Raw genomic sequence first — 14,477 nt, forward strand, 5'->3', positions numbered from 1 at the left:
TGAATCGGAATTGGTGCTCAGCAATTATTGGAATCTATGCTCATCTTATGATGGCGAACACAACATTAGGAATGTTGATTAAATCAATTATTTTCGTTTAGCTCTTTCATAGTCTACCAAGGGCTTATCGATGACTCTAGCAACTTGCTCCATATCAACACCCATTCGATATAAGTTATGTTGCCACCTTACGAACTGTTCTCGGGTTGCAGCGATTTCTTTTTCCAATCTTAGATTGGCAGCTTCCAGAGTTTGAATCCTCTCATATGCTTTTTGGAGTGCCGTATCGCCGGTACCAAATTTATGTGCAGGAGACTCTTTTAGTTTTATTTTTTTACTCGAAAAAGCCAGTTTAATTTCATCATATGACAGAAGGGTATGGCGCGAGATCTCTTCTTTGAATTGCAACTCACGAGAAACTTTCTGGCATAAAATTTCCCAGGTTAGCTTCCCCTTCCAGGCATCAATAATTTTGATAATCGATCTTTTGGTATCATCATCAACTAATATTTTAGGCATCTAACGACCCCAATAACGTCATCTGCAATCCAATGTGGTTATTATCAACTACTGTGCTGTTGAGTTCAGTGGTCTGCCCTTTAGCATAAAGGGCACGTCTAGTAGGGCTGGGGTCATGAGCCACAGGAATACGAATTATAGAACCGTTGGGAACATCAGGATTTTTCAAATTTTCGATAATAGTCCTGATGTGTGCGAACTTCCATCCCAAGTGTGTTACCCATCGATCAGCACCAAAAGTTAGATCCGTCGCAGCAGCTTTAGCTGATTCCAATTGCTCAGCTATCAACAGCTCCATTTGTTCCAAATTTTCGAGAGTATCAGGAAGTCCCTTCATACAAACATGCTCCTTGCACGTTATACACTCTCCTGTTTTTGTGCACGGAGTTTGAGCAAAATTGTGTACACAAAATCCAATTCCTGTGAAGTCCGCAACGCCCTCACGGTTCACACCTAGTGATGGCAAAGGTACGGGTAAACGGTCTGAAAATAAGGCTAACGCTGTAGGTGGAGATTTGTGATCTATCTCCATTACTTTATTTTTCAAGCGATCTTTTTCTGATTCGGTTCTTCCATCATAGGCTCTGTTTTGAGTGACGTCAGCTCTGCCTGACCACATGGCTAACAAGTAGTCATCCATCCCACCATTCATGGCATGTGTATTCAACCAAACTCTAAGTTGATGAGAGGTGATTGAAATTTCTGAGCCATCTTCATCTTTGATGCCAAATCGCTCCCATAAGGTACTCTTATTTTTTATTCTTTTGCCTAACTGGTCATTAATTTGGTTTACGGAAACAGAGGTCCAACTAAACTTCTTAAGTTGAAAATCCTCATGCAATTCGTTCTCTCGAACCAAACATAAGCTTTCCCATACAGGCCTTCCTGTTTTGGGATTTTTTGGCCAACTTCTTGTTTTATATTGCGCTTGAACCAACTTTCCTAAGCGATTGTAGGTTATATCACCTGTTTTTCTTAAATCTACAATCCACTTCTGAGTAAAGTTTTGCCACCTGAGTGTTCCGCCGCTATGACTTAGATGATTTAGCCCCATGGCCTTGGCAAACTGAGCAACAGTCAATGGAGTGCCCTCATCAAACTCAGGAGTGGTTATGCAGTCTTCATGCAGCATGAATTGATCTGGGTTATCAAAAGCGAATTTAGCTGCATCTCTTGCAGGTTTTCCAATTTCAATTAACCGTTGGAATGCCTCTTTAACGATATCCACCATTACAGTGGGAACCCATTTTTTGGTATCACCATATCCCTTACCGGAATACCATGAGACGTAATATCGCCCATCCTCCTCTTGAAGAGAGTTAATAGTTAAATTGTTTATTTCATCCCCTCTGCCGGGAGCAAAACAAAGTAGCACCAATACACTTGTATAAAATTGATCTTTTACAGTCACAGCTCGCGCAAAACAATCAGCGAGACTTAGCATTTGGTGCATAGTGGGACAACGCTCTTCACGCCACTTTTTTGATTCATCATCTAGCTGTTCGATCTTGTCGCGCCCGCGGTTAAATGGATTTTTCCAACCTAAGAGATTAGGTAGTATTTCTTTTTCAATGAGCCATTTACAAAGGTCTTCAAACTTACCGCCAAAATGATATTTCTTTTTATCTGATAGGTTTGAGAGCGCTATCTGCTCTTCAAGCCGTTTTTGGATATTCTCATCCAAACTCATGATGGAAACTGGTTGATTGCTTTTTGCCTCTTTTAGTAAATCATGTAGTACCCTGAATACATATAGCCAATCCCCAACGTTTTTTGACTCTTGAATCGTTTGTTGTTGTCGAACAAATGCTTTGGCGAAATCAATAAATGGAGTTTCAAATGGCCTATCAATCTTGTAGGGGTTAAGGGAATATCCAAACACCATAGCCATAGATCGTTCATGCGTTGTTTTCCACTTTCCCGCAAACCATCCTTTCCCATACTCATCTTCCTGGTCTGAATAAAGAGTCAGCTCGTCTCTTGCGAATCCAATGAACTCATCAAGATTTTTTTGTCCCTCTTGAATATGCTTAGGCAACCAAATCAAAACGTTATTCATTTGCGCTTCCTTTACCCTCTAACTTTGCTGCATCACAAAGTTGTACTACTTGCTCAATAGCAAGTAATAGCCTATCGGTAGATTGGATAACAAACTCACTTGCCCCTCGCTGCCTTAATGCTTCTCTCTCACTCAGGACGGAGTCTAAAATCTTTTCATGGTGTCCATGAATCCAGGGCTGAAACTTTGAACACAGATAGCATTGCCTTCCGCCAGATGCACAAAAACCGAACTCCCCACAACTGCCGACGCCTGAACCATCATTCGACCTAATCCTACTTCTCGGGTCATTTGCACGAATTGCGTCTCTTTCACTATTAATCAGAGTACCTGCAAATGCTTGTGCTAAAGGCGCCAACACAGAGGTCATGGCTTCGTCGATAATGTCTAGGACTTCACTTGTATTCTCAACATAGGCCTTTACGTTCTGTATATCTTTATGACCTAGAATCTTGGCAATATGATAAGCGCCCAACCCACGTCTGCTAGCATTAGTGCCAAGTGTGTATCTAAACCGTCTGCTCCTTAAGCTTAAATATTCACCATCAAGCCTTGGTGTTCTAATATTGCATTTAGCTGAAATCGTAAGCATCAAGGTACGTGCTTTATCTGATCGCATAAAGATAAAATCAGGAGTTGTCTCTAGACTTTGATAACACTCTTCCAAACTTCGAAATGACCTAACTGCTTCACGAGAAATAAAGATCGGTGTTAAATCAATCAGCTCCTTTGGTACTGGCTTACCAAAGTGACCTTCGATGTATGCAATCGAAGCTTCTGCTTGATTAAATAAAAGCAAAGCCAGGTCCTCATCAATTTCGATATCATCGAATACCTCTCTGAACCCAGCATCCCTTTGTTTACCTGCAATTCGCTTCAGCTGATAAACCTCGTTGCCAGCAATTGTTCTCGAAAAAGAAATATCACCTTTTATCAAACTGCGTATTTGAACCGGGCGGCTACCTAAATACATATTGGCTATGAGCCAAGTAAACTCCTCTAAATCCAACTTATCCGCATCATAGGAATTTACTGCCCATGTAAGAATAGATTGTTGCTCTTGTAATGAATAAGCGCCAGTGTGGGGGCACCCTTTAGAAACTGCCTTGCCTTTAACATTACCTTTTAATACAAGCGCGTCTATAAATGGAACGACATCTTTATTCAATCCAGGATATCCACGTTCATCCCAATCTAGAATAAATGCTTTTAAGATGCCTAATTTGTATTCGTTAAGTTTATCCAAAGTCCCTAAGTAATTCTGAATACAAGAAGCACTTAATGAGTTAGATAACGTGGCCTCCAAAAGCGTTTTCAGCGCATGAAATATATTTGACGTGTAGCTGGCAGACATCTCTGAAGCAAAAACAGCCAAGGTTCTTCTAAACCCCTCTTCGAAGTTAGACTCTAAAGATAGTCCTTTCAACAGATGCCAATTTAAAGTTAAAGACCCATCTAACTTCCAACTATTAGAAAAAATATCGATCTCATAACCCATTTTGCTCAAACAAAATCGTTTACCATCAATGCTCTTATTAATTGCCAAGGCTGAAGACATCTAAATACCTCTCGCATTTTTCATTGTTTGGCTCATAGCTTCCATCATCTCTTTATGAACTTTTTGAGCTTTTCTCTTAACGTGCCTCTCCGTGTAAGGACGTGCAGACTCCTGACTAGAATGCCCCATTAAATACATTCTAATTTCAATTTCTTGCTGTTCGCTAATCAACTCTCTCTTTAATTCAGCCACTCTTTGCGGCAACTTCCTAATCTCGGCTTCTGCAATTTGTTCATGTAGCTTTCGATTGTGAGCATCTATTTTTTCAGAAAGATTTTCGTTAAATAAATGTCGAAAGCCATGCCGCTTAACCAACTTAAATCCCTCGGTGTCAATCACTTTGACCGGAACTATTACCCGGTTGTAAAAAGTTGAATTCGAAACTGGCTTTCCTTTGGATTGGCCTTTATGGCTAACAAAGATGTATGGGTGCTTTTTGGATAAAGAAAATTGTGATCTTATTTTATTTATGTATCTGTCGATCTCATCTCTTAACCAGCCCGGGATCGCAATGGCTCTGGATTTTGTTTTTGTAACAGGCTGATTTTTACGACTATCAGCAGGATCATCATGCCTACGGTTTACTGTTACCTTTGGACTGTTGATATCGTAGTCAATGTCATCCAGCGTCAAAGATAGAATCTCTCCGGATCTTGCGCCAGTCCAAAACAGCAACTGGACTAATATAAAATTTCTAACTTTTAAGTCATAACTCTTAAATGGGTTTAATTCGGACTCTGGATTGAATATTTCCAAGAATTTATCGAACACCTCTTTTTCAGCATGAGGAAGCCGCTTGTTATTCCTACTGAATTTAGATTTTGGATAATTTGCCTCTAAGCTTTTGGCAAGTATGTTTAGCTCTGCAATAAGGGATTTAGAATTGGTTTTCCTCTTCAATATTGCTTGCCCAACAAACATTAGAAATGCTCGTGCATCTGTCATTCTGCGTTGTTGATAATTACAACTAACTTGGCTTAAAGCTGAACTTCTGGCTAGCCTAAGTTGATCAAATGAAGAAACTTTTCTTCTAGACTTTTGTTTTAATTCTTTATCTATATATTCGGACTTTAAACCACAGTGTTCTGTAAAGCTTTCTACAAACCTTTTGTCTGGAACTATCGAATTTTGAAAATCCTGAATGAGGTCTCGATCATTAATCCTTTCCCATTTATTCAAATGCTTTATATTTCCAAGGCAAGAAATAATCGAACTTTGAGTTTGTTTTCTAAGTGCCTGGCTAGTGAATAGGGTTACCCAAAAGTCTGGTACTCCTACTTCATCAATTAACATTGGAAATCGCTCACCATTCGAAAAAATGTTTTGAACTAAGGTTTTCATTTGTTTTGATCTTTAATAAACAAAAAACATGGTAGTAGTTTACAAAATCACACCCCTTTTTTTATAAACATTTTTTTCGCTGCTAAAAATAAAAAAGCCCTGTAAAAACAGGGCTTTGTAAACTTAAAATCTACAATTTTAATTATTGTCAGACTCAGAAGGGAATATCGTCGTCAAAATCATCAAAATTACCGGCCGGCTTACTCGCGGCTGGCTGGAAAGCATTCCGGTTAGCACCGGCATTTCCACCGCCCATCGCTGGCTGCTGGCGTGGAGGGGCCTGGTTGTAATCATCCATGCCACCACCCTGGTCCATGTCGCCACCATCAAATGCTGTACTTCCACCTTCACGGCCAGTGCCTAACATTTGCATTTGGTCTGCGACGATTTCGGTGCTGTAGCGGGTGACACCATCTTTTTCCCATTTGCGGGTTTGCAGACGCCCCTCAATATATACTGGGCGGCCTTTTTTCAGGTATTCGCCAGCGATCTCTGCCAAGCGGCGATACATGACAATGTTATGCCATTCGGTTTTTTCCTGGCGCACGCCGGATTTGTCTTTCCAGTTTTCGGTGGTGGCGATGCTGAAGTTAGCCACTGCCTCACCGTTTGGCATATAGCGCACTTCTGGGTCACGCCCCAGATTACCCATCAAAATCACTTTGTTGACTGATGCCATGGTGTCACTACTCCCCTATTCGATTCATGATTGCTTGCGACAATGCCGCCTGAAATTCTTTGCTGCGCTGATTTTCCAACTTCACCATGAGCATGGTTTCTGAAGGAATGGCGACCACTTCATACACGCCTTCCATCGCGCGGATATCCTGCACCAGGATGGCGGCTTGCTCATCATTATACCCTTGTATGTGGAACATTTTTGTTTTGACACTGGGGGGTGCCTGCATGCCAAGCGCCAGAGCAAACCAGACCACCATCAAAGCAGCACAGAAGACAAATACAGTGGGACTGCCATAACTGTGTGATAGCCAGCCACCAAGCGCAGCCCCCAAGAACATGCCAAAAGACTGAGCGGTATTATGAACACCCATGGCCGTGCCTTTAGCAGCCACTGGAGCCATTTTTGAAATCAGCGAAGGCAATGAGGCCTCAAGAATATTAAACGCCACAAAATAAGAAAAGAGCGTTGCCACAATGCCCCATAAGCTGGTCAGGCTAAACATAAAGGCAATTTGCGTCAGCAACATCAGGCCGACTGCGGTAACAAACACTGGTTTCAGTTTGGCCTTTTTCTCGGCATAAATAATCGCAGGCACCATCAGGATAAACGACAGTACCAGCACCGGCAGGTAAATTTGCCAGTGCGTGTTTTCGTTCATGCCAGTGCTGTTTTTGATGGCAAATGGCACCACCATAAACATGGCCATTTGAGCGCCATGCAGGCAAAAGGTACCAAAATTCAGGCGCAATAATTGGGTGTCTCGCAACACTTCACGAATTTTGGCCGGGGCGGCCTGCGCATCCGAGTGAAAGTGCGCATGCAATGGCTCGGGCACGGCAAACTTCACTACGGCAATCGCTGCGATCGACAACACAGCGGTCAGCCAGAAAATGCCTGACACGCCTATCCATTGGTTTAAAATCGGACCCGCCACCAGTGACACTGCAAACGTCACGCCTATGGTGGCGCCTATCATCGCCATCGCCTGTGTGCGATGCTCTTCGCGCGTGGAATCTGCCACTAGGGCGGTGACAACGGCAGAAATGGCACCCGCACCCTGAATGGCACGGCCGACAATCACCACATAAATATCTTGCGCGGTAGCGGCAAACACACTGCCTACCGCAAACATTATCAACCCCAGGTAAATGAGTTTTTTGCGGCCAAAACGGTCAGACGCCATGCCAAACGGCAACTGGAAAATCACCTGCATAAACCCATAAGCACCCAATGCCAGCCCGATCAAGGCATGGTTATCGCCGCCCTGTAATGTTTCGGCATAAATCGCAAAAATAGGCAGAATCAAAAACATGCCCAGCATACGTAGCCCATAGATAGAGGCAAGGGCCGCAGTCGCGCGGGTTTCTATCTGGGTCATTTTTTCGGAGAACTGCATGAATCTTTTAAGAAAACTTGGCTTAATTTTGAATAATTGCGTATATTATCAGGTTGGCTGTCTGTTCGTGAAAGTATCATGGAATTTATCAAAATTCGCGGGGCGCGCACCCATAACCTCAAGAACATCAATCTGGATATTCCACGCAACCAACTGGTTGTGGTCACTGGCCTCTCCGGCTCCGGAAAATCTTCACTAGCTTTTGATACCTTGTATGCAGAAGGGCAGCGCCGTTATGTCGAAAGTTTATCTGCCTATGCCCGCCAGTTTTTGGCGCGTATGGACAAGCCTGACGTCGACCTGATTGAAGGCTTGTCGCCTGCGATTTCCATTGAGCAAAAATCCACCTCACACAACCCACGCTCCACCGTGGGCACAGTGACTGAAATCCACGATTATTTGCGCCTGCTGTATGCGCGCGCTGGCGATCCCGAGTGCCCGGATCATGGCATCAAACTCGAAGCACAAACGGTCAGCCAGATGGTGGACAGCGTCCTCAAATTGCCGGAAGACACCAAGTTGATGATTCTGGCGCCCGTAGTCTCTAACCGTAAAGGCGAGCAGCTGGATTTGTTTGATACGCTAAAGGCACAAGGTTTTGTTCGTCTGCGCATAGACGGCAAAGTCTATGAAATGGACGAACTACCGCAGTTAGCCAAAACCACCAAGCACAGTGTAGACGTCGTGGTAGACCGCCTAAAAGTGCGTGAAGACATGAAGCAGCGCATTGCAGAGTCATTTGAAACCGCGCTACGTTTGGCTGACGGTAAAGCCATTGCGCTAGAAATGGATAGCGAAAAAGAACATTTGTTCTCGGCCAAGTTTTCCTGTCCGGTATGTGACTACTCACTGGCAGAGTTAGAGCCGCGTTTATTCAGCTTTAACAACCCCATGGGCGCCTGCCCCAAGTGTGATGGCCTGGGCAATGTCACCTTCTTTGATCCTAAACGTGTCGTTGCTTTCCCGCACTTATCGCTAGCAAGTGGCGCCATCAAAGGCTGGGACAAGCGTAACCAGTTCTATTTCCAAATGCTGGCCAGCCTGAGCCAGCACTACAACTTTGATTTGGAAGCGCCTTTCGAGAATTTGCCGGAAGACGTTCAGCAAATCTTGTTATTCGGCTCTGGCCGGGAACAAATTACATTTAAATACCTCAATGAGCGCGGCACATTCTTCAGCAAGTCGCATACCTTTGAAGGCATTATCAATAACTTGCAACGCCGCTATCGTGAAAGCGACTCCACCGCCGTGCGCGACGAACTGGCTAAATATATCAATGCCACCGCCTGCCCGGAATGTGCCGGTACGCGTTTGCGCAAGGAAGCACGTCACGTCAAGGTCGGTGATCGCAACATTCACCAGATCTGCGAAGTGCCGCTCAAGCAAGCACTGCATTTTTTTGAAACATTGCAACTGAGTGGCCAGAAGCTGGCGATTGCCGACAAAATCGTCAAAGAGATTGAAAGCCGCTTGAAGTTTCTGACCAATGTGGGTTTGGATTATTTATCGCTATCACGCTCAGCCGAAACTCTCTCTGGTGGTGAAGCACAGCGTATACGCCTGGCTTCGCAAATCGGCAGCGGCCTGACTGGTGTCATGTACGTGCTGGATGAACCTTCGATTGGTCTGCATCAGCGCGACAATGACCGTCTGCTTGAGACACTGAAACGCCTGCGCGACCTTGGCAACAGTGTGATTGTGGTCGAGCACGACCAGGACGCGATCCAGCTGGCTGATTTTATTGTTGATATTGGTCCTGGCGCTGGTGAACATGGTGGCAATATTGTGTCGTTTGGCACCCCAGCACAAATTGAAGCTGACCCGAACTCACTGACCGGGCAATATATCAGTGGCAAAAAACAGATTACCTTCAAGCTGCCGCGTACAAAACCAGACCCCAAGCGCATGATGAAACTGAATGGCGCAACGGGTAATAACCTGAAAAACGTGAGTGTTGAAATCCCGGTGGGCTTGCTGACCTGCGTCACCGGCGTTTCCGGTAGCGGCAAATCTACTCTCATTAACGATACCTTATACCGCGTGGTTGCCATGCATTTATACGGCAGCACCACCGAAGCGGCGCCACACGACAGCATTGAGGGCCTGGAATTTTTTGATAAGGTCGTGGATGTGGACCAAAGCCCGATTGGCCGTACGCCACGCTCTAATCCGGCGACCTACACCGGCTTGTTCACGCCTATCCGCGATTTATTTGCCAGCGTGCCAGAAAGTCGAGCTCGCGGTTACGGCCCGGGTCGTTATTCTTTCAACGTCAAAGGTGGCCGTTGCGAGGCGTGCCAGGGTGATGGCGTGATTCGCGTGGAAATGCACTTTTTGCCCGATGTGTATGTGCCTTGCGATGTGTGCAAAGGCCAGCGCTACAACCGCGAAACGCTGGAAATCCAATTCAAGGGCAAAAACATCCACGAAGTACTTGAGATGACAGTAGAGCAAGCGCATCAGTTTTTCAATGCGCAACCCGTGATCGAACGCAAACTGAAAACCCTGCTTGATGTCGGCCTCGGTTACATCACCCTGGGCCAATCGGCAACTACACTGTCCGGGGGGGAAGCACAGCGCGTTAAACTGTCGCTAGAACTCAGCAAGCGCGATACGGGTCGCACGCTCTATATTCTGGATGAACCGACGACCGGCCTGCATTTTGCGGATATCCAGCTGCTGCTGGATGTGATTCATCGCTTACGTGATGCTGGCAATACAGTGGTGATTATCGAGCATAACCTGGATGTGATTAAAACCGCAGACTGGCTGATTGATATGGGCCCAGAAGGCGGTGACGGCGGCGGAACAGTGGTCGGTGTAGGCTCACCAGAGGAACTGGCAAAAAATACGGCCAGTTATACTGGCCGTTACCTCACACCCTTGTTGAAACATCTCGCTGTAAAGGGCTAAGGTCAACATGCAACCGGCCCCCAGACGCACATTTAATCCATAGTGCATCCAATACGGATGTGGTTGGCCACATACATATATTTATATCAAATATTGTATGTGGCGGTGATTGGCTTCGATCACCTAAACAAGCGCTGAAAATCAGGGTATTTTGACCAATCGCATGCGTGCCTGTATGGTGGCAGCATGTCGGCTCAGGTAGCGCGTACTGCGATGTAGATCATAAAAACGCGGGTTGGGGATCATGGCCGCGAGTCGTGCAGCCTGCGCTGGCCCAAGCGCCCGTGCACTCCCATGAAAATAATGGCGCGCAGCCGCTTCAGCACCAAACACGCCTTCACCCCACTCAATCACATTCAGGTAAATCTCGAGAATACGGCGTTTGGTCATGAGCTTTTCCAGCATGAAGGTGATCACGGCCTCTTGGGCTTTGCGCCAGGGCGTTCTATGTCCGGATAAAAACAAATTCTTCGCCAGTTGCTGGCTAATGGTAGAACCGCCAGCGACAATTTTGCCTTTCTTGAGGTTTTTCTCAAAAGCGGTTTCTATCCCCACCCAGTCAAAACCCTCATGCTCGACAAATTTGCTGTCTTCCGCCGCGATCACGGCCCGTTTCAAATGGTTGCTGATGCGGGCATAAGGCACCCATTGCTGTTGCAACTTTGCGTCGGGACGGCGCTCCTGGATGACTTCAAGCCGCGTCTCCATAAATGCGGTGGATGCTGGGTTGTGATCTACCCACCACAAAATGTGCAGCAGCACCCAAACCTGGTACAAAAGCACCCACAGCAACAAGATGCCAAAGAAAAGTTTAATGGCTTGTTTCATTGAAAGATTAAGATTGGCGGAAAGACTGAATCACCGGGGCGGTCTCCGGACGCAAACCATGCCAAAGAAAAAACGCTTCAGCTGCCTGTTCCACCAGCATACCCAAACCATCCGCCACCTGCGCCCCTGCCGCACGGGCCTGCTGCATAAATGGCGTTTCACGGCCATACATCATGTCGTAGGCCAGGGTATTGGCCTGAAATATGTCCACCGGGAGTTGTAACGAGCTATCCGTTAATCCGGCTGAGGTCGCATTAATGACGATGTCATATGCTAGAGATAAATCCACGAAAGTCTTCACTTGCAATATTGTCTCACCGGAGACAGGGTGACTGGAAAATTTGTCCAACATCGCTTGTGCCTTGTCGACGCTACGATTGGCCACGGTCAAATGTGACGGCTTTTGTTGCAGCAGAGGCAGCATCACGCCTTGGGCCGCACCGCCAGCCCCAAGCAATAACACTTTTTTTCCAGCTAACAGGGTATGCTGATGCTGGAGAATGTCGTTCACCAGCCCACAGCCATCGGTGTTATCACCGGCGATATGCCGCTCATTAAAGCTTAAGGTATTGACTGCACCAGCTGCCTGCGCACGTGCAGACAATGTCTGGCAGGCATTAAAAGCCTCAAACTTAAAAGGCACGGTCACATTGGCACCCAAATAACCTTCCGCACGCAACCGTTGTAGCGTGACATCGAATCCATCCAGCGGTGCCAAAACCTTTTCATAAACAATCACTTTACTGAACTGTTTAGCAAAAGCCTGGTGAATCAACGGCGATTTGCTGTGTTCAATCGGATTGCCAATCACTGCATATTTTTCAACGGCCATACGATATGAAATTAATTAGTCCAGGGCAATCCGGCATGTTTCCAGCCATTGATCAAAGTGCGTTGTTTGTGCTCGTTTGCCTCACCTTCAAAGCCCTCCAACATATTATAAACTTTGGTATAACCCAGTTTTTGAGCCAATAATGCAGCATTGTGGCTACGGCCACCGGTGCGGCACATAAAGATCACGGTGCTATCTTTGTCCACCTGCTTTTGTAATTGATCGCAGAATTCAGGATTTGCCACCATCCCAGGATAAAAAGCCCACTCAATATGCATCGCCAGCGGTACACGCCCCACTAACTCGAGCTCCGCACGTGATCGCACATCCACAAGCTTGATGGCACTGTCTTGACTGATGGCTTCAAACACTTCTGTCGGCGTCAGGGCACCAGCGTACGGCAAATTATTTTCAGCACCTCTGACATTTGCCTCGTTCAATATTTTTTGTAACTTATCCAAACTTAACCTTCTTCTGAATCAAACTATAAAATAGCGAGTATACCTTTGAAATTCCTACAACTGACAATGCACCATTTAAGTGCTCAATTTGTTGCAATGCACACAAATAGTGCTTACCGTTTTGAATATTTTATGCACGTTCCCCATAAACCACCACAAATGCATATGTTTGCGTGGCATGCTTCCTGCTAATATTACATACTAAGATTTAATGTAATTCCGGATTTCCAGAATCCAGACTCACCAAAATCCATTTGTACTTGCTCACGTTTCGGGACATCCGCAACATGCCCCGTTTTTTGCGTGAGCAATTTGAATCATTTTAGACCTTGATCACTGAGGAGAATGTAATGTCCGTTGCAAACGTAATGAAATTGGTTGCGGAAAACGACATCAAATTTGTTGATTTCCGTTTTACCGACACCAGAGGTAAAGAACAACACGTGTCCGTGCCTGTTTCTCACTTCGACGAAGATAAATTTACTGAAGGCCATGCGTTTGACGGTTCTTCAATTGCAGGCTGGAAAGGCATTCAAGCCTCCGACATGCAATTGATGCCTGACCCAACGACTGCATTTATCGATCCATTCTTTGATGAGCCAACCCTGGTTTTGACCTGCGACGTGGTTGATCCAACAGATGGTAAAGGTTATGACCGTGACCCACGCTCTCTGGCAAAACGCGCTGAAGCTTACCTGAAATCCAGCGGCCTGGGCGATACAGCATTCTTCGGTCCTGAACCAGAGTTCTTCATTTTTGACAGCGTTGAGTGGAATGCCGGCATGCAAGGCTGTTCCGTAAAAATCAACTCCGAAGAAGGCGCTTGGGCATCTGGCGACAAATTCGAAGGCGGCAACACCGGCCACCGTCCAGCGGTTAAAGGCGGTTACTTCCCAGTACCACCCGTCGACTCATTCCAGGACATCCGTTCTGCCATGGTGATGACTTTAGAAGAGCTGGGCGTGCCTGTTGAAGTACACCACCACGAAGTAGCAACTGCTGGCCAGTGCGAAATCGGTACTAAATTCAGCACTCTGGTACAACGTGCCGACTGGACTCAAATCCTGAAATACGTCGTGTTAAACACAGCTCACGCTTATGGCAAAACAGCCACATTCATGCCAAAACCAATCGTTGGCGACAACGGTTCAGGCATGCACGTTCACCAGTCTATCTGGAAAGACGGCAAGAACCTGTTTGCAGGTAATGGCTACGCTGGCCTGAGCGATTTCGCCCTGTACTACATCGGCGGTATCATCAAGCACGCACGTGCCCTGAATGCGATCACCAACCCAGGTACCAACTCCTACAAGCGCTTGGTTCCAGGCTTTGAAGCGCCAGTAAAACTGGCTTACTCTGCGAAAAACCGTTCTGCTTCTATCCGCGTACCATTCGTACACAGCGATAAAGCACGCCGTATTGAAGCGCGTTTCCCAGACCCTACCGCTAACCCATATCTGGCATTCGCTGCCTTGATGATGGCGGGTCTGGACGGCGTTCAGAACAAGATTCACCCAGGTGAACCAGCCACTAAAGACTTGTACCATCTGCCACCAGAAGAAGATGCATTGATCCCAACCGTGTGTTCATCACTTGATCAAGCACTGGAGCACTTGGACAAAGACCGTGAGTTCCTGACACGCGGCGGTGTATTCTCTGACGACTTCATCGATGCATACATCGCGTTGAAGATGGACGAAGTGACTAAACTGCGTATGACACCTCACCCAGTTGAGTTCGGTCTGTACTACTCCTGCTAAGCTAGTCTTGCTAACTTAGAGTACGCACTAAAACAGGGCAGCCCAGGCTGCCCTGTTTTTTTATGTGCGCATTTGTCCGTCAACGTTTTTAGGCAAGCAGACGTTGATACCCTTAACGATCTACTCTA

11 protein-coding genes are annotated in these 14,477 nt (G+C 46.1%); 2 read left to right on the forward strand and 9 right to left on the reverse strand.

Annotated elements, in window-relative coordinates:
• Positions 1 to 87: 87 nt before the first annotated feature.
• From ACJ67_RS13980 to ACJ67_RS14005, 6 genes are all read right to left on the reverse strand, one after another.
• The gene (locus ACJ67_RS13980) at positions 88 to 519 is read right to left on the reverse strand and encodes a hypothetical protein (protein WP_053092907.1); all 432 of its coding nucleotides are present in this window, start codon (positions 517 to 519) and stop codon (positions 88 to 90) included.
• The gene (locus tag ACJ67_RS13985; protein ID WP_049639589.1) at positions 512 to 2,578 is read right to left on the reverse strand and encodes a hypothetical protein; all 2,067 of its coding nucleotides are present in this window, start codon (positions 2,576 to 2,578) and stop codon (positions 512 to 514) included. Before ACJ67_RS13985 ends, ACJ67_RS13980 begins: the two co-directional genes overlap by 8 nt.
• The gene (locus ACJ67_RS13990) at positions 2,571 to 4,136 is read right to left on the reverse strand and encodes a site-specific integrase (protein ID WP_049639590.1); all 1,566 of its coding nucleotides are present in this window, start codon (positions 4,134 to 4,136) and stop codon (positions 2,571 to 2,573) included. The genes ACJ67_RS13985 and ACJ67_RS13990 overlap by 8 nt, the downstream gene beginning before the upstream one ends.
• Positions 4,137 to 5,477: a site-specific integrase gene (locus tag ACJ67_RS13995; protein ID WP_049639591.1), complete on the reverse strand. Its 1,341-nt coding sequence runs from the start codon at positions 5,475 to 5,477 to the stop codon at positions 4,137 to 4,139.
• 154 nt (positions 5,478 to 5,631) lie between these two features.
• Positions 5,632 to 6,156 carry a single-stranded DNA-binding protein gene (gene ssb / locus ACJ67_RS14000; RefSeq protein ID WP_018987282.1) on the reverse strand — a complete coding sequence of 175 codons (525 nt, stop codon included), beginning with the start codon at positions 6,154 to 6,156 and terminating at the stop codon, positions 5,632 to 5,634.
• A gap of 7 nt (positions 6,157 to 6,163) precedes the next feature.
• A complete protein-coding gene (locus ACJ67_RS14005) occupies positions 6,164 to 7,555 on the reverse strand; it encodes an MFS transporter (RefSeq protein ID WP_049639592.1) in 1,392 nt (463 codons plus the stop codon).
• 78 nt (positions 7,556 to 7,633) lie between these two features.
• Here ACJ67_RS14005 and uvrA point away from each other — a divergent pair, with 78 nt between their 5' ends.
• Complete coding sequence (gene uvrA / locus ACJ67_RS14010; protein ID WP_049639593.1) at positions 7,634 to 10,468, forward strand: excinuclease ABC subunit UvrA; 2,835 nt, start codon at positions 7,634 to 7,636, stop codon at positions 10,466 to 10,468.
• A 141-nt stretch (positions 10,469 to 10,609) separates the two neighbouring features.
• Here uvrA and mtgA read toward each other — a convergent pair whose 3' ends face one another.
• The 3 genes from mtgA to ACJ67_RS14025 are packed head-to-tail and all read right to left on the reverse strand — an operon-like array spanning position 10,610 to position 12,589.
• Complete coding sequence (mtgA, locus tag ACJ67_RS14015; protein ID WP_049639594.1) at positions 10,610 to 11,296, reverse strand: monofunctional biosynthetic peptidoglycan transglycosylase; 687 nt, start codon at positions 11,294 to 11,296, stop codon at positions 10,610 to 10,612.
• A 7-nt stretch (positions 11,297 to 11,303) separates the two neighbouring features.
• The gene (gene aroE, locus ACJ67_RS14020; RefSeq protein ID WP_049639595.1) at positions 11,304 to 12,128 is read right to left on the reverse strand and encodes a shikimate dehydrogenase; all 825 of its coding nucleotides are present in this window, start codon (positions 12,126 to 12,128) and stop codon (positions 11,304 to 11,306) included.
• 11 nt (positions 12,129 to 12,139) lie between these two features.
• Positions 12,140 to 12,589 carry a rhodanese-like domain-containing protein gene (locus ACJ67_RS14025; protein WP_049639596.1) on the reverse strand — a complete coding sequence of 150 codons (450 nt, stop codon included), beginning with the start codon at positions 12,587 to 12,589 and terminating at the stop codon, positions 12,140 to 12,142.
• Between the two features lie 350 nt (positions 12,590 to 12,939).
• Between ACJ67_RS14025 and glnA the strand changes: the two genes are divergently transcribed.
• A complete protein-coding gene (gene glnA, locus ACJ67_RS14030) occupies positions 12,940 to 14,349 on the forward strand; it encodes a type I glutamate--ammonia ligase (RefSeq protein ID WP_026295545.1) in 1,410 nt (469 codons plus the stop codon).
• The last annotated feature ends 128 nt before the right edge of the window (positions 14,350 to 14,477 follow it).

The sequence above is a fragment of the Methylophilus sp. TWE2 genome (assembly GCF_001183865.1).
GTDB lineage: Bacteria > Pseudomonadota > Gammaproteobacteria > Burkholderiales > Methylophilaceae > Methylophilus.

Bases quoted from the DNA above. Each gene is read 5' to 3' on its own strand.
- uvrA (WP_049639593.1), top strand. From the start codon at position 7,634: ATGGAATTTATCAAAATTCGCGGGGCGCGCACCCATAACCTCAAGAAC.
- ACJ67_RS13995 (WP_049639591.1), bottom strand. From the start codon at position 5,477: ATGAAAACCTTAGTTCAAAACATTTTTTCGAATGGTGAGCGATTTCCA.
- glnA (WP_026295545.1), top strand. From the start codon at position 12,940: ATGTCCGTTGCAAACGTAATGAAATTGGTTGCGGAAAACGACATCAAA.
- ACJ67_RS13990 (WP_049639590.1), bottom strand. From the start codon at position 4,136: ATGTCTTCAGCCTTGGCAATTAATAAGAGCATTGATGGTAAACGATTT.
- ACJ67_RS13985 (WP_049639589.1), bottom strand. From the start codon at position 2,578: ATGAATAACGTTTTGATTTGGTTGCCTAAGCATATTCAAGAGGGACAA.
- ACJ67_RS14005 (WP_049639592.1), bottom strand. From the start codon at position 7,555: ATGCAGTTCTCCGAAAAAATGACCCAGATAGAAACCCGCGCGACTGCG.
- aroE (WP_049639595.1), bottom strand. From the start codon at position 12,128: ATGGCCGTTGAAAAATATGCAGTGATTGGCAATCCGATTGAACACAGC.
- mtgA (WP_049639594.1), bottom strand. From the start codon at position 11,296: ATGAAACAAGCCATTAAACTTTTCTTTGGCATCTTGTTGCTGTGGGTG.
- ACJ67_RS13980 (WP_053092907.1), bottom strand. From the start codon at position 519: ATGCCTAAAATATTAGTTGATGATGATACCAAAAGATCGATTATCAAA.
- ssb (WP_018987282.1), bottom strand. From the start codon at position 6,156: ATGGCATCAGTCAACAAAGTGATTTTGATGGGTAATCTGGGGCGTGAC.